The sequence below is a fragment of the Flavobacterium sp. FG19 genome, assembly GCF_057809475.1.
Genome location: NZ_JBMDKA010000015.1, coordinates 113850 through 137286 on the forward strand (window position 1 = coordinate 113850; position 23437 = coordinate 137286).

At 37.9% G+C, this 23437-nt stretch carries 12 protein-coding genes; 2 read left to right on the top strand and 10 right to left on the bottom strand.

Annotation, left to right across the window (positions count from 1 at the left end; genetic code table 11):
- Nucleotides 1–10: 10 nt before the first annotated feature.
- The 10 genes from ACODST_RS16045 to ACODST_RS16090 all read right to left on the bottom strand — a co-directional run bounded on the left by ACODST_RS16045 (nucleotide 11) and on the right by ACODST_RS16090 (nucleotide 21434).
- A complete protein-coding gene (locus ACODST_RS16045) occupies nucleotides 11–1957 on the bottom strand; it encodes a sialate O-acetylesterase (protein WP_488933113.1) in 1947 nt (648 codons plus the stop codon).
- A gap of 113 nt (nucleotides 1958–2070) precedes the next feature.
- Complete coding sequence (locus ACODST_RS16050) at nucleotides 2071–3582, bottom strand: cellulase family glycosylhydrolase (RefSeq protein ID WP_488933114.1); 1512 nt, start codon at nucleotides 3580–3582, stop codon at nucleotides 2071–2073.
- A 1-nt stretch (nucleotide 3583) separates the two neighbouring features.
- Nucleotides 3584–5818 carry a glycoside hydrolase family 3 C-terminal domain-containing protein gene (locus ACODST_RS16055; protein ID WP_488933115.1) on the bottom strand — a complete coding sequence of 745 codons (2235 nt, stop codon included), beginning with the start codon at nucleotides 5816–5818 and terminating at the stop codon, nucleotides 3584–3586.
- Nucleotides 5819–5852: 34 nt separating this feature from the next.
- Nucleotides 5853–7424 (bottom strand): GH39 family glycosyl hydrolase, encoded by a 1572-nt coding sequence (locus ACODST_RS16060; RefSeq protein WP_488933116.1) that lies wholly within the window; start codon nucleotides 7422–7424, stop codon nucleotides 5853–5855.
- A gap of 255 nt (nucleotides 7425–7679) precedes the next feature.
- Nucleotides 7680–9686, bottom strand: coding sequence for a glycoside hydrolase family 97 protein (locus ACODST_RS16065; RefSeq protein WP_488933117.1), 2007 nt, complete (start codon nucleotides 9684–9686; stop codon nucleotides 7680–7682).
- A 543-nt stretch (nucleotides 9687–10229) separates the two neighbouring features.
- A complete protein-coding gene (locus tag ACODST_RS16070; RefSeq protein ID WP_488933118.1) occupies nucleotides 10230–12629 on the bottom strand; it encodes a glycoside hydrolase family 31 protein in 2400 nt (799 codons plus the stop codon).
- A gap of 136 nt (nucleotides 12630–12765) precedes the next feature.
- Nucleotides 12766–15249, bottom strand: coding sequence for a glycoside hydrolase family 2 TIM barrel-domain containing protein (locus ACODST_RS16075; protein ID WP_488933119.1), 2484 nt, complete (start codon nucleotides 15247–15249; stop codon nucleotides 12766–12768).
- Nucleotides 15250–15326: 77 nt separating this feature from the next.
- The gene (locus tag ACODST_RS16080; protein ID WP_488933120.1) at nucleotides 15327–16694 is read right to left on the bottom strand and encodes a hypothetical protein; all 1368 of its coding nucleotides are present in this window, start codon (nucleotides 16692–16694) and stop codon (nucleotides 15327–15329) included.
- Nucleotides 16695–16716: 22 nt separating this feature from the next.
- On the bottom strand, nucleotides 16717–18291 hold the full coding sequence (locus tag ACODST_RS16085) for a RagB/SusD family nutrient uptake outer membrane protein (RefSeq protein WP_488933121.1): 1575 nt from the start codon (nucleotides 18289–18291) through the stop codon (nucleotides 16717–16719).
- 11 nt (nucleotides 18292–18302) lie between these two features.
- A complete protein-coding gene (locus ACODST_RS16090; RefSeq protein WP_488933122.1) occupies nucleotides 18303–21434 on the bottom strand; it encodes a SusC/RagA family TonB-linked outer membrane protein in 3132 nt (1043 codons plus the stop codon).
- A gap of 496 nt (nucleotides 21435–21930) precedes the next feature.
- Between ACODST_RS16090 and ACODST_RS16095 the strand changes: the two genes are divergently transcribed.
- Together ACODST_RS16095 and ACODST_RS16100 are read left to right on the top strand one after the other, a co-directional pair.
- Nucleotides 21931–22647: an NUDIX hydrolase gene (locus ACODST_RS16095; RefSeq protein WP_488933123.1), complete on the top strand. Its 717-nt coding sequence runs from the start codon at nucleotides 21931–21933 to the stop codon at nucleotides 22645–22647.
- 23 nt (nucleotides 22648–22670) lie between these two features.
- On the top strand, nucleotides 22671–23405 hold the full coding sequence (locus ACODST_RS16100; protein ID WP_488933124.1) for an NUDIX hydrolase: 735 nt from the start codon (nucleotides 22671–22673) through the stop codon (nucleotides 23403–23405).
- Nucleotides 23406–23437: the final 32 nt, after the last annotated feature.

A 23437-nucleotide genomic window follows, 5' to 3' on the forward strand; every position in this document is an offset into this window, starting at 1 on the left:
TCTGAAATTATTACTTACTCACTTTATATTTTTCACCAGCCGTAATCATTTCCCAATTATCTGTTCTGAATGGTGAAGCCGGGAATTTTTCTTTGTTAAAAAGATTGATTTCGGTATTGTCATCTGCCCAGCCGTAATGAACTGCCACGGGATTTTGAACTTTATCACCTGAAACAATTATCTTATTGTCTTTTATAACTGCTTTTGCCGGATGAAAAACTTTATCAGCTCCTGCTATTTCAAATCCTTTTAAGTCATCATTATTTAGTGTTGACAGTCCGCTGCCAATATGGTCGAACGTTAAAATAATCTGATTCCCTTTTATCTCCTGTGATTTGTACACTGGTCCGCTGTGCACTTGTTTCTTACCATAAAGATTGTTCATTGCAATCGCTGCCAGGCGTAATCCAATATCTTGTTTGTTGGTTGGGTGAATGTCTTTGGCATTTCCGATATCAGTTGTAACGGCCATTCCTGTGTTTGGCAGTTTTAAGGTTTCAGACTGTGCTTCCCGAAGTTCTGCCCAGCGGCTTCCTTTTTGGCTATTGCCGCCAAATTCATCAAAAGTGGACAATTGAACGAAGTAAAAAGGAAAATTTCCTTGTTTGAATTTTGTTCTCCAATCGGTAATCATTAGCGGAAATGATTTTTTGTATTCTTTGGCTCTCCAGACATTGGCTTCGCCCTGGTACCATAAAACTCCCTGAAAGGCGTAAGGTACTAAAGGATTTACCATCGCATTGTACAATAAGGACGGATAACTGTTTGGCGAAACTTCGATTCTAACCTTTACAACGTTGAATTTCCAGAGTCCTTCTAATGGAAGATTGGAATCTTTAAAATCTATTTTTAAATCGGCCGGATCGCCATAGATACCGCCGCCGCCGCTGTAGTCTGTAATTCTTACGGCGATTACGTTTGTTCCTTCTTTTAAGACATTTGCCGGGATTTTATAAACTCTTTTGGCATCCCAAAGATTGTTTGTTCCAATTGGGACACCGTTTACAAAGGTCTGATCTTCGTCATCAACTTTTGCTAAATGTAAAACGGCTTCTTTTTTTGCTTGTTCTGCGGTTAAAACAATCGTTTTTCGCATCCAGACAATTCCGTCGATATTACCAATCTGCTGGTTTTCCCAAAGTGAAGGGACTTTGATTTCCGGCCAGTTTTTATCCTGAAAATCAGTTTTTTTAAATTGATCTTCATTTTCCATCGAAACATTAAAACCCTGTACTTTTTTCAGATTGTCTAAAACTGATTTTTTATAGCTTTCAAAAATGGCATTGATATCTACGGTAGGAACATCGGCGATCATAGCCTTAAAATCCGGACTATTTTCGAAAGCTTCACGGCTTGTCCAGGTTTCCACATTGGTTCCGCCCCAGGAAGTATTAATGAGCCCGATTGGAATTTTTAATTCTGCATACAGTTTTCTGGCAAAATAATATCCCACTGCCGTAAAATTACCAACAGTTTCTTTATTGGCTTCTTCCCATTTTCCTTGTTTTAAATCATCTTTTGGAGTGCCGCTTAAATCCTGTGCTATTCCAAAATGATGAATCATTGGATAATTAGCATCCGCAATTTCTTTTTCGGAATTCATCGTTTTGAAAACCTGAAATTCCATATTCGATTGTCCGCTGCAAATCCAGACTTCTCCTACCAGAACATTTTTGATCGTAATTTTATTTTTTCCAATAATGATCAATTCAAATGGTCCGCCGGCTTTTTCTGAATTTAAATTGAGAGTCCATTTTCCGTTTTTATCTGCTGTTGTTTTTTGAATTTGTTTGTTAAAATGGACTTCTATTTTCTCATTGGCATCGGCAAAACCCCAAATTGGGATTTTTTTGTCCCGCTGCAGCACCATTCCGTCAGAAAACAATAGAGGCATTTTGACATTAGCATTAGAAAACATGCTAAATACCAACAAGATAACTATCAAACTTTTTTTCATAATGCGTGATTTAAAATAGTTAAAACCACACAAGTGATATAACCAAATCTAAATTCAGAATGAAATCTAATCTTAAATTATCTTATATCACTTATATGGTTTCGAAAGTTTTTTTACTGTAATCCTTCTTTTAAAGCTGTTAAAGCCTGCGTATCAAAAACAGAATTATCGTTTCTGTTGAAGATTCCAAAACCATTATTTCCTGTGCTTCCTTCATCCCAGTAAAAAGGTAATAATCCGTTTGCTTTTGCTGTTTTTACCACCGTTTTTAAATAATAGGCTCTCGAATTTAAATGTAAGGTCAAAGCGTCTCCGGTTAAGGTTGTTCTTCGGATAGCTCCAAACTCTCCCAATAAAACCGGAATTCCTTTGTCGACAAACTGGGTTTTCATTAATTTGAAATATTTCTCTAAATCGGCTTCTTCACCCCAGGTTGGATTTCTTTCTGTATCGGTTGTCGAATGGAAACCGGCTCCCCAGTAATAGAACATTTTACCCCAGGTTTCATCTTTGGTCATTCCTGCGAAATTCCATGGTGAATAATAGTGCACCTCAACCATCATACGATTTGCGGCAGTATCTGTTGGTAAAGTAGTCATCCATTTGTTTGTTTTTTCAATATCAGTAGTAGGTCCCTGAACGACTAAAGTACGATAGGCATTTTTTCCTCCCGTTGAACGTACGGCATCAATAAAAGTCTGGTGATAGGAATTTAAGACCGACATCTGAGCGGCTTCATCTACTGCAGGTTCATTAGCGCTGGCAAAAAGCAGGTGTTCATCAAAACCACGTAAATGGGTTGCAATTTGTTCCCAGAAGGCTTTTTGTTTGGCATTGTTCTCTGCTTTTTTGGCTTCGGTAATATTGTTTTCGAGCCAGCCGCCGTCCCAATGAATATTTACCAATACATACATATCATTGTCAATGCAGTACTGAACAACTTCTTTTACTCTGTTCAGCCATACAGTGCTAATTTGCGCTGTTGATGCGTTTGACATATTCTGGTTCCAGGAACACGGAATTCTTATCGCGTTAAATCCATTGGCTTTTACGGCATCGATCAGAGCTTTGGTTACTTTAGGATTTCCCCAGGCCGTTTCGCCTCCGGTTGCTTCCATTGTATTCCCAATATTCCAGCCCAGCTTTATTTTTGCTGCCAGCTGTACAGCTGTGCTTCCCATTCCTGAGGCATCGGCCGCAATAGGATTGGTGTTATAACTTGGATATAATCCTGTCTGCACGGGGGTTCCGGCAGCCTGAGTAACGGCGATCTGCACCGTTGAAGCTTCACCGGAAGTTATGGTTACAACGGCAGTTCTTGCCTGAGTAGTAGTATTTTCCAAAGCGGTAATTTTTACCAGAACAGTTCCGGAAACACCTGATGTCTGGCTTAACTGCAGCCAGCTTGTATTGGCACTGCTGATCGTCCAGGCCTGAACATTAGTCGTAACTTTTAGATTTACTTCATTTCCTTTTCCCGTAAAATCTATTTTATTTGTATCTACGGTCAGTGTTTTGGCTGCTGCTGTTTTTTCTTCTTCTTTGTCTGAACTACAGGCCCAGATGCTTAAAAAAGAGAAACATAAAATGGTACTTAAAAAATAAGTTTTAATTGTATTTTTCATCTTATTTAATTGTTACGTCAAGTTTGAATTTTAAGTCTCTTGAAGAATTCCCCACGTTCAAAGTGTATTTTCCTGGTTCTACTGTCCATTTTTTGGCAGTAACATCATAATAAGCTAATTCTTTTACCGGAACTTTAATAGTAACGGTTTCAGATCCTCCGGCTTTCACCTGTACTTTGGCAAATCCTTTTAATTCCTGCGCTGCACGGCTTACTTTTGAATCTGATTTAGAAGAATATAATTGTACAACTTCTTTTCCGTCAGCTTTTCCTGTGTTTTTTACTTCAACAGAAACTACAATTGTTTCGTTTTCTGTATAAGAAGTTTTATCTGTTTTGGCATTTCCAAAAGCAAAAGTGGTATAGGAAAGTCCATAACCAAAAGGATATAACGGTGCAATGTTTTTAGTATCAAACCAACGGTATCCAATCAAAAGTCCTTCAGCATAATTTACGGTTTTGTCTCCGGGGAAACTGTTTGTAGCATGGGCAGGAGAATCTTTTAAAGCAGCTGGCATGGTCCATGGTAATTTTCCTGACGGATTTACTTTTCCTAAAATCACATCGGCTAAAGCATTTCCTCCTTCCGAACCGTTGAACCAGCTCCAGATTAAAGCAGACGATTTTTTACTTACTTCATTAATATCAAACGGAGCACCCGCCACCATCACTATAATCGTTTTTGGATTCGCTTCGATGACTTTTTTAATTAATTCTTCTTGCCCAAAAGGCAGGTGTAAATCCCTGCGGTCTGAAGCTTCTGTTTCATAATCACGATTAGATCCTGCAAATACGATAGCCACATCTGAGTTTTTAGCGGCTTCTACTGCTTCTTTAACTTTTGCATCATCTAATTTGTCAATTGTAACGGGTCCCGTAGAAGTAATATTTCCTAAGTTTCCTTTATTTTTCTCGTCATAACGTTCCAAATATCCCTCAGCATAATTGATTTTAACTGATGAGGGAAGTCTGTTTTTAAGCCCTTCTAAAGGTGTAACTTCTCTTTTGGTTTTTACTCCGGCACCAAATCCGCCCAAAGCATTTTTCTTTGTTGCGTTATTACCAATTACGGCAATAGATTTTACTCCGTCCAGTTTTAATGGCAAGGCATTATTTTCGTTTTTCAACAATACAATGGCTTCAGCGGCAATTTTGTAGGCATCCTGATAATGTGCTTCGGTTGCGATACTTCCTTTGGCACGTTCTCCGCCTCCCATTGCTTTCACCTGAAATAAAACTCTTAAAATACGTTTTACATGCAGATCAATTTCTTTTTCTGAAACTTCACCGGATTTTACTGCTGCGATTAATTTATCGGCTAAGAAAAATTCATTGAAAGGTTTTGGTGTTCCCATTTCAATATCTAAACCGCTTTTTAAAGATTTTGCTGTAGAATGTACCGCAGCCCAGTCTGAAACCACAACTCCTCTGAATCCCCATTCGTCACGAAGGATTTTATTCAGCATATAATCGTTCTCACATAAATATTCACCTCTGAATTTATTGTAAGCGCCCATGATACTGTAGGCTTTTGCTTCTTTTACCGAAGCTTCAAAAGCCGGAAGATAAATTTCGCGAAGGGTACGTTCATCAATTTGTACATCGACAAAATCACGATTGGTTTCCTGATTGTTGGCAGCGTAATGTTTCACACATGCCATTACATCTTTTTCCTGTAAACCCACAATCAGAGGCACTGCGATTTTTTTGTTCAAAAACGGGTCTTCAGACATGTATTCATAAGTTCTTCCTCCCAGCGGTGTTCTTACCATATTGATGGCCGGCGAAAGTAACATGTCTTTGTCTCTGGCTCGTAATTCTTCTCCTAAACTGGTTCCGAAAGTATGCGCCATTTCGGCATTCCAGGTAGCAGCCAAAGCACCTCCTGCCGGATAATAAGTTGCAAAATCATTTGTCCAGCCAGCCGGGGCCCAGTTGTCTCTTGAAATTTCTTCACGAACTCCTAACGGACCATCGGCCATTTTTAATTCCGGAATTCCTAAACGTTTTACACCTGTGTTGGCAAACATACTGTTTCCGTGCAGCATTCCTACTTTTTCTTCCAGGGTCATCTGCGAAATCAGTTTGTCGATTTCGGCGTCATGATCTGTACTAATTTCTTTTCCTGTATATTCTTTCTGAGCAGATTCTGCCGCCGGATTCTGTGCTTCATTTTTGCATGAAACGAAAAACATAAGCGCCAGTGCGGCCGAAAAGTATATGAATTTGTTTTTCATTGGTTGTGGTTTTTAGTTTTTATATATAGTTAGTTTACTGTTTCACAAATCTAAACATATAAACATCATTTTCGCTGATGGTAATTTCTCTGCTGAAGGTGCCCTTTGAATCGATTTTTATTTTTTCGGATGCCGTCAGACAATCGCTGTTTTTTTCTTTAAGAAGTTTTGCCTGTTCTTTACTTAACTGAGCTGGTCTGTTCATGGCCAGATAATCGGCATAAACATCGTGTGTTTTATACCCTACTTTATAAATCTCCAGATTGTAATTTCCTTTGTCCAGATGGTCTATTTCAATTTTTACAACACCTTTGGGTTTTGATGGCAGGTCCTTAATATAGTACGTCTGATTCAGTTCTTTATCTCCCGGATGTGTATTGGTAAAATCCCAGAGCAAAAGCTGTACATCGCCTTTTTCATTTTTGGTTATCCACGAATTTTTATCTGTGTTCTGCAGTTCGGTTTCTCCTAATTTATTCATTAGATAATAGGAGAAATAAGCCGGTTTTTTAATTCCCTGTGTATTCAGTAATCCGAAACCGCCATGGAAAGGTGTAAATCTTGGCCCGGCTTCTTCAAAGATATCCGTAAAAACCCAATACGACATGGAATTTGCAGCGTTTCCAACCTGCTTTAATTTCTGCAGAATATACGCTGCGGAATGGTAGCTGTCGTGAATAGGATCTGCCGGTGTATAAGAGGTACTCCATTCTGTGTAATGCAATTCAAGATTTGGCTTAGCCGAAGCTTCAATCTGTTTTCTTGAATTCAAAACATCTCCGCTTACACTGAATTCATCCTGACTTAAAATTGTTCCTGAAGTTCCAAATTCATCCAGATAGCCATGTTTTACTCCATACGTATGTGTTGAAATAAAATCGATTGGCACTTTGTTTTCTTCACAAAATGCAATAGTTTCCGGAACCCAGGCTGCTCCTGCTGTTGCCGGTCCGCCAACTTTATATGCCGCATTCACTGCTTTTACGCCCCGAACGGTATATTCATACAATTTAAAATAGTCGGCTTGTGTTCCTGTCCAAAAACCCGGGGATAAATTCGGTTCGTTCCAAACTTCAAAGTACCATGTTTTTACTTCTTCATCTCCATAACGCTCTTTAAAATGCTGTGTTAGATTTCTAATTAAATCTTCCCATTTTTTATAATCTCTTGGCGGAGTTACGTTTCCTTTCCACCAAAAAATAGTTTCTTTCCCGCTTGCTAAAGCATTCGGCATAAAGCCTAATTCTACAAATGGTTTCATTTTCAGACTTACAATAAAATCGAACAAAACGTCTACATATTGATAATTATATTCCGGATTTCCTTTTTCGTCTTCACGGTAAACGGCCATATCATCTGTCAATAAACCATGAAAACGGATGTATTTAAAATCGCATTCTTTTTTTACCAATGCCAATTGCTGCTGCCAGTCTGCCCGAAGACCTTCGTTTGCTCTTCCCGCACCAATGCATTCTTTGAACATGGTGTTTAATTTTCCTGCTTCTTTTTTGAAATCAACTTTTATGATTCGATTTTCAGCATTATTGTTTTGTCCAATGATTTGGATTGAATGAATTAAAACGAGTGCTATTAAAATTCTTTTCATCTGAAAATGGTTTTATTTTTTTTTGCCACAGATTAAAAGGATTCTAAAGGATTTTTCTCTTTTTTCTCTCGCAGATTTTGCTGATTTTGCTGATTTAAAAATTTAAAAATTTAAAAATTTAAAAAAAATCTGCATGATCTGCCAAATCTGCGAGAGTAATAATCCTTTTAATCCTCGTAATCTGTGGCTAAATATTTTATTTTCTAACTACATGTTAGACGCACTGCAGTGCGTCTCTACAGAAATCTTTACGGATTACAATTTTTTAAATCTCACAGCACCTCCTCCAGCTCCGCCTAATTTCAATTGTAATTTATCTGAAGCTTTTACCGTTTTCTTAGAAATGGCTACCGCTTCCGGATTGTGTTTTTGATCTGTTCCTTCAGCATCAACATAGATCTGTGCTTCGTAAGTCGCGTTTGGATCTAAGAATGATAATGAAACTTCTACATTTCTTGGTTTTTCATTTGTCAAAGTTCCTAAATACCAATCCGCGCTGTTTCTGTCTTTTCTTGCTGTTGTAATGTATTCACCAATTTTTCCTTCTAAGATTTTAGTGTCTTCCCAATCCGTTGGAACATCTTTTAAGAATTGCAAAGCTGGTTTTCCTTCGTAATTTTCCGGAAGATCGGCCAGCATTTGAATTGGAGAATAAATCGTTACATACAATGCCAGCTGCTGACCTACTGTTCCCTGAATTCTTTTTCCCGGATAACCTTGTTTTACCTCAACATCAAAAATTCCAGGCGTAAAATCCATCGGACCGGAAAGCAATCTTGTAAACGGAATAATAGTCAAATGGTTTGGCGGATTTCCTTCGCTCCAAGCGTTATATTCCTGTCCGCGCGCTGCTTCTCTCGAAACCATGTTTGGGAAAGTTCTTCTTTCTCCTGTATCTTTAATTGATTCATGGTATAAAACCGCTAAATCGTATTGCGCTGCTTTTTCTAAAATGTATCTGAAATAATTTACTCCAAACTGCCCGAAGTGCATTTGTTTCATATTCAGTTTAGAACCAACGTGACCGATTTTTACAGTATGGATTCCCAATTTTTTGTATAAAGCAAAACCTTCGTCAACTTCCTTTAAATAATTGATTAAGTTCGAGCCTGTTTCGTGATATCCGATTAATTCAATATTCTTTTTCTTTCCGTATTCCACCACTTTTTCTAAGTCGAAATTATCTGCACTTTTCGTAAAGCTGAACATGTGCATACGGTTTTCATACCAAGCTGGCGTCCAACCTTTATTCCAACCTTCGATTAATAAATGATGAAAACCTTCTTTTGCAGTAAAATCAATATATTCTTCAGCGTGTTTGGTTGTTGCTCCTTGTTTGTCGCTTTCCCAGAAAGTATATTTTCCAATATGCATTCCCCACCAAATTCCTAAATATTTATACGGTTTGAAATAATTGTTGGTGTTTTTTAATTTGTTTGGTTCATTTAGGTTTAAAACCAAATAAGAAGTAATCAATTCACCTGCATTTTCTCCAATTTGAATCGTTCTCCAGGAAGAAGTAAACGAATCTTTAACACGAACTTTAATTCCGTCAGCCCAAGGCACCAAATCCGATTTTAATTCTGTTCCTTTTGTGTTTACCAAAGTCATACTCGCAAAATCAATCAGGTTTGCTTCGTGGAAACTTAACGCTAATCCGCTTTTGCTTTCGATTGTTAGTGGCGTTAAAACCGTATCTAATGTACTTACCGGCGCTTCTTTAAATAAATATTCGTCACGATCTGGTCGGTTTGCCGGAATCCACCAGGCTTTTCCATCTTCTTTTAAGTTGAAAGTCGTTTTTTCATCCATGATGAAAATACTGTCTTTTACATTTTGTTTTGGATACACATATCTAAAAGCTACTCCATCGTCGAAAGCACGAAACTGAATCTGTAATTTTCTTTTGTTTCCAGTTTTCTGCTGTAAATCGACTACCAATTGATTGTAGTGATTTCTGATGTTTTTCTTTTCTCCCCAAACTTGTTCCCAGGCTTCGTCAAAAGTCGAAGTTTTAGCTCCTTTTATTTCAAAATTGGAACTTAAGTCTTCGTTACCTTTTAGCAAAAATCCCATATCAGACGGAGAAATGACTTCTGTCTTTCCGTGGGAAACGGCATATTTAGGAGCATTTTTGATCAGCTCAAATTTGATTTTATTCTGGCCATTTGGCGATGCCAGTTCGTAAGCATTTTTATTTTTCTGGCTGTACCCTATCGAAACAGAAAGTAATAAAGCGGGAAGAATCAGGTGTTTTTTCATGGTCATTTTCTTAAATTCATTTTTTAATAAATCGGGTGTCGCAAAGCTTTCACCCGATTTAAAAACTCAACAAAAACTTATTTTTATCCTAAGTTGGGATTTTTTTTTTGCCACAGATTAAAAGGATTAAAATGATTTTTTTTCAATTCTTTGGCTGTTTTTTTCTCGCAGATTTTGCAGATTTATTTTAATCTTTTTAATCCTTTAATCTGTGGCTATATTTTTTAAACACATAGAATCATAGCTGATTGGAATCTAAAAAAGGCGTTTCACTTGCATAAATTCTCATAGCTTTCTATGTGTTAGAAACTAGTTTCTTTTTGCTTTCTTTATTCGCAAACAAAATCCTATGTTTCTATGTGTTTAAATATTTTTTTTTCACGCAGATTCAACAGATTTAAGCAGATTTTTAATCCTTTTAATCTGTGTAATCTGTGGCTATATATTTTGCCGCAACCCGAGCGATAGCGAACAGGCGAAACAATTGTACAAATTAACATCCATTCAATTCGCGGAAATTCGTGCAATTAGCGGCTAACTTTTTTATTTAGCCCACTCTGTTTTAAAAGTGGTTTTTCCGTTTAATGGATTTGCTGTTATATCGAAATTGTTTCCATTTTTGTTCACTTTTATTTCCTGAACTACATCACCTTCTGGTAAAAATACTTTGGCTGCTGCCGAAGTGGTTTTATCGCTTGCAAATACTTTTAAGGTTAGCTTGCTCCAATCCATATCTTTTGTTGACTGCGCTAAACCGATGTGTGGAATTGCAGTTCCGTCTTTTACTAAAACTACGATTGGTACTTCGCCAGCTTTGATTTTATGCCAGCCAGATTGGTACACTTTTTTAGTTTGATAATCAATCCAGGTTCCTTCCGGAAGGTAAACATCTCTTTCCTCAACTTCTTCAAAAAGTGGTGCCACCAGCATACTGGATCCAAATAAATATTCGTTATCCACTAACCAGGCTCCCGGATCGTTTGGATATTCTACAAAAAGTGCTCGCATCATTGGCAGTCCTTTTTGAGAACTTTCTTTTGCCTGAGCGTAGATATACGGCATCAATTCGTAACGCATATTATCAGCTTTTCTAAATCCTTCCAAAAATTCTTTGCTGTACAACCAAGGTTCGCGAGGCGGTTCACCGTGGCTTCTTACGTGTGAAGTAAACATCCCGAACGGTGTCCATCTTCTGTAAATGTTCTCAGGAGATTTGGTTGCAAAACCTCCAACGTCATGACTCCAGAAACTGAATCCGCTAAGACCTAATGAAAGTCCGCCGCGTAATTCTGCCGACATCGCGCCGTTTGTAGTTTCAGAATCTCCTCCCCAATGTAATGGATAACGCTGTGATCCTGCCCAGGTACTTCTGGCCCAGATTAAAGTATATCCTTTTTCTTTCTGAGTAATTTCTGCAACTGCTTTATTGTAGCGTAACGGATATAAATTATGCTCGTAGAAACCAGTTCTTCCAGAATGGTAAATTCCATCCGGTGGTGCTGCTTCTCCAAAATCTACTTTGAAAACCGCTACTCCTTCATCAAATAGTTTTTTCAGTTTTCCCTGATACCAGGAAATGGTTTCAGGATTTGAGAAATCCAGAACAGCATCTTCGTACGGAAGATTTCCTTTTCTGTCTCTTACGGCTAAGTTTTTATCCATAATTTCAGGAAACAAAGTATTCTTTGGTGTAAAATAAGGCAATTGCCAAAGACAAACCTGGAATCCGTCTTTCTTCAAATCAGCCATCATTTTTGTAGCGTCCGGGAAACGAGATTTTGCAAACTCGTAGTTGTTTCTCCAATCTACATCAAACCAGCCTGTGTCAAAGTGAATCACATCGGTTGGGATTTTGTATTTACGTAAATCTCTTGCCACGTCTCTTCCTTCTTTTTCAGAGAAATACGTAATACGGCTCATCCAGAATCCGAAAGACCAAAGTGGTGGCATTGCCGCTTTTCCAGTCAGATTCGTATATTGATCTAAAATGTCTTTTGGTTCTCCGATAAAGAAAAACAAATCAGCTTCGTCATCTCCAATGTACATTTCGTTGGCACTTGAGAAATATTTTCCAAAGTCCACTGTAATTGGAGTTGAGTGATGCATGAAAACTCCGTAACCACGACTGCTCATGTAAAACGGAATTGGTTTATACATGGTTTCATTTTGGATTCCGTTCGCATCATCCGTCCATAAAACTACTTTTGAACCACGTTTGTTGAATTGTGTAAATGACTCACCACAACCAAATATTTTTTCATCTGGCTCTAAGCTGAACGCCGCGCCCATACTTCTTGAATAATCACTGTTTCTGCGAACATAAGAAAACGGAAGTGTTGGCGTGTATGTATTTTTAAAATCTGTATCGTGAAGTGTACTGGTCAGCAGTTTTCCTTTTTCATCATAGATTTTTACGTGCCAGGGTTTGGTCAAAATTTCCACTTTTCCATGTTTACTGGTGTAACTGTGGCCGCCTTCGATTTTAGCGTATTTCCATAATTCAGGATGATTTGGAGCCACACCGTCAACCAGCATCAATGATTCTTTTTGCGGATGAAATTGTGGACCAGAAGTCGTTTTGATACGAACGGTTCTGTCTGAAACAAACTGAATTTCGAATGGCAGAACAGGAGATTCTGCGTATTCTGTTGTTGGGAATTCGTTCGCTTTTTCTACATCCGGTTTCATCATCATGTTGTTGAAAGCCTGACGCGTTTTGTAATTATATCTCAAGTATTTGATAGTTCCTTTTGCTGTTGCCGGATCAAAAGAAGCCAATTCGTCTGCAAAATAAAACGTATTCAGATAGTTCTGAAAATCTTTACTGATATCGATTGGGGCGTTCAGCACATCTGCATTCTGAATTTGTGCTGTCACTTTTGGCACAGCTAGAAATCCCAAAACAAAAGCAGAAACTAATGCGGTTAATTGTGAGTTTTTCATGGGTTAGTTTTTATTTTTTTGCCACAGATTAAAAGAATTCGAAAGGATTTTTTTATTTTTCTTTTCTCTCGCAGATTGAGCAGGTTTAAATCTTTTTAATCCTTTAATCTGTAAGCTATATTTAAAATTTCAAAAATTATTCTGTTGTAATCACTATTGTGGATTGTTTTAATCCATTTGCTTTTGCTGTTAATTCTAATCTTCCTGATGTATCTCCGGATTGTATCACAACCAGACATTTTCCAGCCATAGCCGTATGTTTATTTCCTTTGTACGATTCGTGACTCACAGGATCTCCACTGCAAACGCCTACTATTTTTCCGTTTCCTTTTAGAGAGAAATTAATTTCGTTATTGGCATTTGGTGCTAAAGTTCCATTGGCATCCAAAATATCAACTGTTACAAAAGACAAATCATTTTTATCAGCTTTGATAGTACTTCTATCTGCAGTCATTTTTAATTGTGAAGGATTCCCAGCCGTTTTGATTTCTTTTTCTAAAACCACTTTTCCGGCTTTACGGGAGACGGCTTTTAGGGTTCCAGCTTCAAAAGGAATTCTCCACATAACATGCAAATCGTCTCCTTTTTTGCTTCTTTTTCCTACTGATTTTCCGTTTACGAAAAGTTCCACCTCATCGGCTTTATTGTAATACGCCCAAACATCAATGATTTGTCCGGCTTTCCAGTTCCAATGCGGGAAAATATGAAGAACGGTTTTGTCTGTCCATTCGCTTTGGTACATATAATATACGTCTTTCGGGAAACCGGCTAAATCTACAATTCCGAAATACGAACTGATTGACGGCCATTCGTAAGGTGTTGGTTCTCCGATATAATCAAAACCTGTCCAGATATACATACCGGAAAGAAAATCATGTTTTTTAATGATTTTCCAGGTGGCTTCGTGTGTGGATCCCCACGGTGTCTGTACCTGATCGTAAGCGGAAACGGTATTGTCCGGATTTCCTTCTGTAAATTTAACATCCCATCTTACCGGCCATTTTTTAATGGTATCTGAAACGGCATCATAATAGCCCCTTGTCTGCAGACCTGAAGTAGTTTCGGTTGCAATGAAAGGAGTATTGGGAAAGTTTTTTTGATGATGTTCGTACGTTTGATGTGCATAATTGTATCCGATTAGGTCTAAAACACCCGAAGCGGCAATGGCATTAAACTGAATGTTTTTTTTCTCAAACTGTAAAGTTACAGCATCAATATTCATGTTTACCGGCGGATTCATCGCTGCAGTTAACGGACGGGTTTTATCGTACTGGCGTGTGATAGCAGCTAATTCTTTGGCGATTGCAGCTCCTTTCTCATTCCATTGTTCCAGAATTTCGTTTCCGATACTCCAAACAAAAATACTGGGATGATTTCGGTCACGAAGCAATTGATCTATTAAATCCTGTTTGTGCCATTTATCCCAGTCATTTCCGTAATCGTATTTGGTTTTGGTTTGTTTCCACATATCGAAAGCTTCATCCATGACAATGAAACCCATTTTATCGCAAAGGTCCAAAAGTTCCGGAGCCGGCGGATTATGGGAAGTTCTAATTCCGTTTACGCCCATTTCTTTCATAATCTCTAACTGGCGTTCGATGGCACGGGTGTTTATGGCTGAACCAAGCGGACCTAAATCATGATGCAGACAAACGCCTTTTATTTTAACCTGTTTTCCATTTAAAATAAATCCTTTGTTCAAATCAAATTTAAAATCTCTGATTCCAAAATTGGTTTTATACTGATCAATAATTGTATCATCTACCAAAATTTCTGTAACTGCTGTGTATAATTCCGGGTTTTCAACTGACCATAAAGCAGGACTTTCAACCTCGGCCGATTGTTTTAAGATCTGACTGGTATGAGCGCCAATTGTTATATTTTGGGTAACCGAGGTTACTTTAGTTTCTTCTTTAAAAATAGTGGTTGTAACGACTGCCTTTTTTTCTTCAGCATATTGATTTTTAATTGTCGTTTCTAAGTGTACTGAAGCTTTTTCAGCAGTAACTTTTGGGGTCGTAATATAAGTTCCCCATTGCTCTACATGAAGTTTATCTGTAGTTTCGATCCAGACATTTCTAAAAATTCCTGAACCTGAATACCAGCGTGAATTAGGTTGTTTTGAATTGTCGACCTTAACAATAATTTCGTTGGTTTTTTCACCATAATTTAAGTAAGGTGAAATCTCATATTGAAAACCTATATATCCGTTTGGACGTTTTCCTAAATAGTGGCCGTTTACCCAGGTTTCGCTGTTCCTGTAAACGCCGTCAAAGGTAATTGCTATTCTTTTATTTATATCTGAAGAGTCTATTGAAAATGTTTTCTTATACCATCCCAGGCCTCCGTTAAGCGCTCCACCCCCATATCCTGCGGGGCTTTTTTCATCAAACTTGCCTTCAATGCTCCAGTCGTGCGGTATATCGAGTGTTCTCCATTTAGTAGAAGTTCCAATGGTATCTTTGTCTGCAATACTGTCATTTAAATGAAAGCTCCAGTCTGCATTAAAAGAAACTTTACGGCTGCTGAATTTTTGATCAGTCGGTGTTTTACATGCTGCTAAAAACAGCAGACCTGCCAAAAGTAATCCTGTTTTTTTGAATGAAATAAGGTGAAACATAGTCTGTAAATTTTAATAACCCGGAAGCAGTCTGGATACTGCTTCCAAGTTATTAGTAATTAAAAATCTATTCAATTTTAAGGAATTATGTAATGGAATACAAACCATTCGTCCTTACCGGCATCGTAGGAAGTTCCAAACCAAATACCTTTTACAAGATAATCATTATTAAATGCTTTTACCACTTTAATAACACTGGTTGTCGGGTTCATCCAGCTGCCTGAATTTTGTATTAATGTATTCGTTCCTAAATTGATCTCATTCTTTTCTTCATCAATTGTAAACAATCCGGCGGTAACTACACCATTCTGACTTCTGGTATAATTAAGTTTTCCTCCAAACTGATCAAAACGAATCCATGAATTACCTGCTGCTGCTGCCCAGTCATCATTCCAGCCCCAGTTGTAAGAACTTGAAGCCCCGGTTGTCCATCCTTTTCCTTTTCCAATCCAGTCCACCGGATTTCCATCACCGTCTAAAGCCCAGACTCTTCCTGTACCAGCGCCTCCGGTAAGCATTTTTAATAATTCTCCTGAAGTAAATTTCGGATTGAAACCTTCATCATACGTTGGTCCCGTTACAGGCGGTACATAGCTGTCTGCATATTCTTTTGAAACGAAATTCCAGATATACCACCATGGCCCTTCGCTGTTCGTTCTCATAATGGCAATTCTCAGCTGGTTTTCAGTAAGTTTTAATACCTTAATATTACTATTCCAGTTCGTCGCATTTGCAATATAATTGTCCGGTCTTAAAATTGTGGCTCCCGTTGTGGTTAAAGTATGTGTATTAATATCTAAGAAATAAGTTCCGCTTTCTACCAGGGTACCATCGGCTTCGTTAATTTTCATGAACGGCCCGCCTTCAAGATTAAATGTCATTGTTCTGCCCCAGTGCATGTCTGCATCTGTACTTGAATTAGCATTTCCTTCCGGTTCCCAGTTTGGTGTAAAATTATTCCATTCTACTGTTGTACTTGGATCTGCATATGACATTGCTCCCGGAGCCATACCGTATTTACCGTTATCGGCTATCCATACTTTTTGTTTTCCAACTCCTCCTGACAAAGCGGTCCAAAGCGGATCATTAACATAATTGAGGTTGTCTTCGCTCACCGTAATAGTAACCGGGTCCAGTTCTACAATTCCTCCTCCGGTAACAGCTGAGATTTTAATGGTATAACTTCCTTTAAAGGCATATCGCACAGTTTCAACAGCTTTATCTGATTTTCCGGTGCCATAATCCCAGTTTAGTACTACTCCCGGGGTTGTATTTTTCATGATAACGGTATTTCCTCCCGGATCAGTTGCTAAGTCCTGAGTAATTTCAAAATGTATATCCGATTTATCCAGGGCGCTGTCCAGAGAATAACTGTCAGGCGAACAAGAGGATACCAGCATGGCCAGCATCAAAAATGACGTGATTATTATTTTTATATTTTTCATTTCTTTTGTTTTTTAGTTAAAATTACCAGCCGGCATTTTGTTTCAGCACTCCGCTTGATAAGGTAATCTGGGTGTTTGGAATTTGCTGTAATCCTTTAGTTTTTTCAATGTTACCTGCAGAAATTGTTTTAGTAGCCGCAGCACCCCCGTTTAACAAAGTAGTGGTCTCCGCAATAGTCGAAGAAGCTTTACCAATTCCCTGACGTAATAAATCCCAATATCTGATTCCTTCCAGAGCAAACTCTAAATGTCTTTCGGTCATAATATTTTCCTGCGTTACCGGAAGAGCCGTATAGCCTGTTTTGTAAGCTCTTTGTCTTACCTGGTCAAAATAGGCCTGCGCATTGCCACTTCCTAATTCAGCAGCCATCAACAATACATCAGCATATCGTAAAACCACATAATCCTGAAACTGACTGATATCCCAAAACTGGCTTCCCATAGTAAGCGGAAGGTCTTTTCCGTCTTTGTCTACCATTGGAGAATATTTTTTGTTGTAGTAACCAGTATATTCTCTTTGGTTACTTAACTTATCAAATGGAATATCTTCTTCTGCAATTCCTATTACAGTCGCCACACGTCTTGTATCGTTAGCAGCATAAGCATTCCATAACTTTGCATTTACAGTTACTCCCCAGCCGCGTCCGTAAGGGTATGATGAGAATTCTCTCATTCCAAACATTACTAACCAATGGTTGCCATCTGTATTTCCGTTATAGTCACTGGTATAAGTATATTTAATAGAATACACGATTTCTTTGTTGCTTTCTCCTGCGTAGTTATCTACAGAAGCTGCCGGCCAAAGTGTCGAAAAATCATCTAGTAATCCGTGTCCACTGGATGCAATAACATCTTCCAGATGCCCTAAAGCCTGTGCTTTAGTCACTACTCCGGCTAAATCTGTTTTTCCATAGTATCCTGTGTAATACAAATAAACACGTCCCAGCAAAGATTTGGCAGCCCATTTTGTTACACGTCCGCTAATGGTAGTATTATAAGCTGTAGAAGGTAAATTATCTGCTGCAAAAACCAAATCCTGAGCAATCACTTTATATACTTCTTCCGGAGCCGCCTGAGGTATATTTTCAGTCGAAGGCGCCGTCAGTAAAGGAATATTTCCCCATAAACGTACCATTTCAAAATACAGATAGGCTCTGATAAATTTTGTTTCAGACTCGTATGTTTTTCTTAAAGTGGTATCGTCTTTCCAGTCAATCTGATCCATTTTAGACAACAAAACATTACAACGGTACAATGCTTTGTAATACGCAATCCAGTTGTTGTTAAGCATGTCCACATCAGCCGGAGAACGGGTAATATCAAATTCGTCTACAGCTGCATAATTGTAACCGTCTGAATTTCCTGTTCCTCCAAAACAATCATCAGACATTACTTCACTAATCACAGGAACTCCCATTCCTGAAGCTCCGGTTGCTACCTGCAGTCCGTCATAACATCCTACTAAGGCAGCATAAGCATCGTCTGTAGTTTTATAAAAGTTTGTATCTGTCTGCTGTGTCAAAGGTTCCGTTTCTAAACTGCAGGATCCCAGAGTCAATAAACTCAAACAGAAAATATATAAATAGGTATTTTTCATTTTTTTATGTATTAAAGTTTAACATTTAGACCTAACATGAATGTTCTCGGTCTTGGATAGTACCCCACATCAACACCTGATGAAAATTTCTGATCATCATTTGAAGAACCAAATCCTATTTCAGGATCCATTCCGTCATATTTCGTAAAAGTGTAAAGATTTAATACGGAGAAATATACTCTGAACTGACTTGCAAAAAATGGTTTTGATTGTTTCATTTTGGCTAAATCAAATCCTAAAGTCACGGTATTGATTCTTAAGAAATCGCCATCCTGAACATACAGGTCTGAAAACTGTGTAAAGTTTCGGTTATCCATTGTTACCCTCGGCATTGTGTTTGAAGAACCTTCACCATGCCAGCGGTCTAGGATGGCCGAAGTGTAATTTCCGTAAGCATTGGACTGATTTCTGTAAGATTGTACAATTTGATTTCCGGCAACACCATTTGCATTAAGTGAAAAGTCAAAAGCTTTATAACTGGCTGATACAGAAAAACCGTAAGTAAAATCAGGATTTGGATTTCCTATACTTGTTTTGTCAGAAGCATCAATTTTATCATCTCCGTTTGTATTTACATAAATAAGATCTCCGGGAGCTGCATTAGGCTGCAGTACTACTCCGTTTGCCGATTTGTAGTTGTCGATCTGAGCCTGGTTCTGGAAAACCCCTCCGGTTTTATAACCCCAGAAATAACCTAACGGATGACCGTTTTCGGCTCTGTAAAACTCACCTGAATTATCATAAAGTTCTGCATTTAAACCATGAATAATTCCGTCTGATGTTGGTATTTTCCCTACTGTATTTTTATTATAGGCCCCATTTGCACTTACACTATAATTAAAATCTCCAATTTTGTTCTGGTAATTTAAACTTAACTCTACCCCTTTGTTCACTACATCACCACCATTAATAAAAGGAGCATCAGCACCTGCTGTAGCCAAAATAGGCGCCAGAATCAGCCAGTCTTTGTTTGTTTTTTTATACACATCAAAATTGACACTTAAGGCATTGTTCAGGAATCGGGCATCAAAACCAAGGTCAATCTGCTCTGAAGTTTCCCATTTTAAACTTGGGTTGGCTATATTCTGAAGGTAGCTTCCCGGAGTAAGAACCCCTTCTTTATCTCCAAAAGTATAGTTGGTATTATTTGATTTTACCAATGCTAAATATTGAAAAGAACGGATACTCTGGTTACCTACCTGACCCCAGCTCGCTCTTAATTTGAAGAAATCTATCACTTTTGAATCTTTCAGGAATTCTTCATTGGACACTACCCATCCTCCGGAAACAGAAGGAAAATACCCCCATTGGTTGCCCGGAGCAAATTTAGAAGAACCATCTGCTCTTAAAGTCGCGTTTAATAAGTAGGTTTCTTTATAATTATAGTTTAATCTTCCAAAATACGACATTAAGATATTTTCGAATTTATTTCCTTTCATCGACATTCTCGCACCGTCTTTATTCGTGGTATTGTCCAGCCAGGCATGTTCTAAATCATTAAAAACGGAGTCTGCATTGGCAGCCTCTATCGCAGTGCTGTTGTAATTAATGTAAGAAGTTCCGGCCATAGCTTCAAAATGATGGTTATCAGCTACATTAAATTTATACGTCAATAAATTATCCCAGTTGATACTTCTGTTTTTATTCATGTTTTGATTTACTCTGTCAAAAGCGCTGTTGGCATAAATCGATAATCTGTAAACAGGAGAGTACGAATGCCCTTCACTTACATTATAATCAAGACCTAAGCTGGTTCTGAAAGTCAGGTTTTTTACCGGCTGAATCTGCAGGTAAACATTTCCTAATAACTTTTGACTGTTGCTTTCATTCTGGTTATTGTAAACCATTAAAGCATACGGATTTGCCATACCTGTTAACCATGGCTCGGTACTGGCTGAAGTATCAAAATAGTTTCCGTCTGCATCGTACATTGGCAGTAAAGGAGTGACCTGAAAGGCACTTCTTAAAGAGTTGTTGTACTGATTACCAACACCAATTCCGTTTTTATCAACATAGGCAAAACTTAAATTTTCTCCTAAAGTCACTACATCTTTATATAGTTTATGCTCTGAGTTGAATCTGAAATTATAACGCTCATAATTTGATAAATCTTTTCCCCCAACTACACCTTCCTGTCCTAAATAAGACAAAGAAGTAGAATAAACGGAAGTCTCAGAACCTCCGGATGCTCCAAAAGAGAAATTTTTTGTTGCCGCATTTTCAGTCAGCATTTTGTCCATCCAGTTCGTTCCGGATCCCATAGCAGCAATCTGGTCATTGGTAAAATAAGGAGTATTACCAGAGTTCACTCTCGCTTCATTTAATATAGTCGCATATTCTCTGGCATCCAGCATATCCACTTTTCTGGCCACTGACTGTACACCATAATATTGATCGAATGTTATCTGTCCTGTTGCACCTCGTTTTCCTTTTTTAGTGGTTACCAGCACTACCCCGTTTGAGGCCTGCGAACCGTAAATCGCAGCCGAAGCGGCATCTTTTAAAACCGAAATAGATTCAATATCTGAGTTGTTCAGATACGAAATATCACCTGTCAGGATTCCGTCGACTACATACAGCGGGTTACTTCCTGCTGTAGAACCTACTCCTCTGATTACTACATTCAAACCTTCTCCCGGCTGTCCTGAAGTAGACGTAATCTGAAGTCCGGCCGCCTGTCCCTGAAGTGCCTGAAGTGCATTTGTAGTATTGGTTTTGGCAAGGCTTTCACCACTAACCTGAGTAACTGCATTGGTTACCAGAGTTTTCTTTTGTGAACCATATCCAATTACCACTACCTCTTTCAGTTCTGCTGTTTCTTCCTGCAGGGTAATGTTGATCGTTTTTTGAGTTCCTACTGTTACTTTTTGAGTTTTAAATCCGATAAAAGTAAAAACAAGAACATCTCCTGTTTTGGCTTCTATTTTATAGTTCCCGTCAAAATCAGTGGCAGCACCAATTTTAGTCCCTTCAACGGCAACAGTAGCTCCCGGAATTCCCATTCCGTCAACAGCCGATGTTACAGTTCCATTTACAGTTTTGGATTGTGCCTGAGCAAAACCCGACTGCATCATAAATAAGCTAAACAACAGTGTCGTACAAAACGAAAACACGGTTGTTTGAATACAATCTTTGCTTTTCATAGTAAAAGAGTTGGTTTAAATTAAGTTAGTTACGGTTTTTATTGATTAAAGTGTAAGTTTTCTTTTAAATAGCAGGTTCAAAAAACAAAGAGTTCCTGCCTGCTTTTCTGCCCGGATAAGCACTTTTAAAAAAAGTATTTTCAAAACTTATAGTCATATTGAACTTATCTTATGGTAAATTTGACTACAAGTGTAAAACTTTTTTTCTATTTTAGCAAAATATTAAGGTTATTTTTTTTTGATTCTGATTTATAAGGAGGTCTTTTTAGCAATACCATAAGTTATCAGACAAAACAGAAGTATTTTTTTTAGAGAAAAATAACGTATTATAAAACTGACAATCAATTGTTTAAAGATTCTAAATTTCAAAATCATTTTTTTGAAAATTTTCAAACAACTGATTTTCAATTTTTTGCTTTGTTAAAAAAATATTAAATAATCAAAAAAAGGCAGTTATGCATTTTATTTGTTTAATTTGTCAAAATTAATTTCGCATATGGATAAAAAAGGGGATGACGATTCTGTTGTAAAAAGCGAACAAAATGCCATGAATGCCATCACAATCGACTGTGTGGTATTTGGTTTTGATGAAGGAAGTCTGGAAGTACTTTTAGTACAGCATGCAGAAGGTATCAGTAAAGGAAAATGGGGACTTCCCGGCGGATGGATTTATAAAAGAGAAAGTACTGATGACGCCGCACATCGTTTATTAAATGAACTTACGGGACTTGATAATATTTATCTGGAGCAGTTAAAAGCTTTTGGAGATCCGGATCGTTTCCCGTTACGACGTGTAATTACGATAGGATATTACGCCCTTGTAAAAAGAGAAGATTATAACATTAAGGCCGGTTTTACGGCTTCGGATGCCAAATGGTATAAAATCAACAGTATTCCTGATCTGATTTATGATCATAATGAAATTCTGGCTTACAGTCTCAGACATCTCCGCAGCCGCGTTCGCCAGGCACCTATTGGCTTTAACCTGCTGCCTGAAAAATTTACATTATTACAATTAATGCATCTCTATGAGGAAATCCTCGGAATCGAAATGGACAAATCCAATTTCCGCCGAAAGATTCTGCATATGAAATTATTAGCTGCCTTAGATGAAAAACAGCAGGATGTTTCACACAGGGCAGCAAAACTATATAAATTTGATCCCGATATTTACAAAAAACTGACTGAAAAAGGCTTCAATTTTGAATTTTAAAAAATCGCTTATAAAGGCATAAAATGGCATTATCATCTAAGAAAAAATCACAAGCAAACGACTGCATTACCGTCAATACTATAACTCCGGAAATTGATGGCATTTCGGTTGACTGTGTTATTTTTGGTTTTAAAAAAGAAAGTCTTGAAGTACTGCTGGTACAGCATGCCGGAGGAGAAAGTGAAGGCAGCTGGGGATTGCTGGGAGGCTGGATGAAAAGGGAAGAAAGTGCCGATGAGGCCGCACACCGAATTCTATATGAACTTACCAGTCTTGATAATATTTATCTCGAACAGTTAAAAGCATTTACAAATCCGGGTCGTGTTCTGGACCGGCGTATTGTAACTATTGGTTATTACACCCTTGTGAATCAGGAAGATTATGATGTAAAAGCCAGTTTAGATGTACGCGAAGCAAAATGGTGCAGGATTAATGAAATTCCAAATTTAATATTTGACCACAATGAAATTTTAAATTTCAGTTTAATGCAGCTCCGAAACCGGGTGCGACAGGCACCTATTGGATTTAATCTGCTGCCGGAAAAATTCACACTGCTGCAATTGATGCATTTGTATGAAGAAATTTTGGGAATTGAACTGGATAAATCCAACTTCCGCAGAAAAATTCTGCACATGAAATTATTAGTGGCTCTCGACGAAAAACAACAGGATGTATCACACAGGGCCGCAAAACTTTATAAATTTGATCCTGATATCTATAAAAAACTGACTAAAAAAGGATTCAATTTTGAATTTTAAAAAATGCCTAAAGAAAATCTTTAGGCATTTTT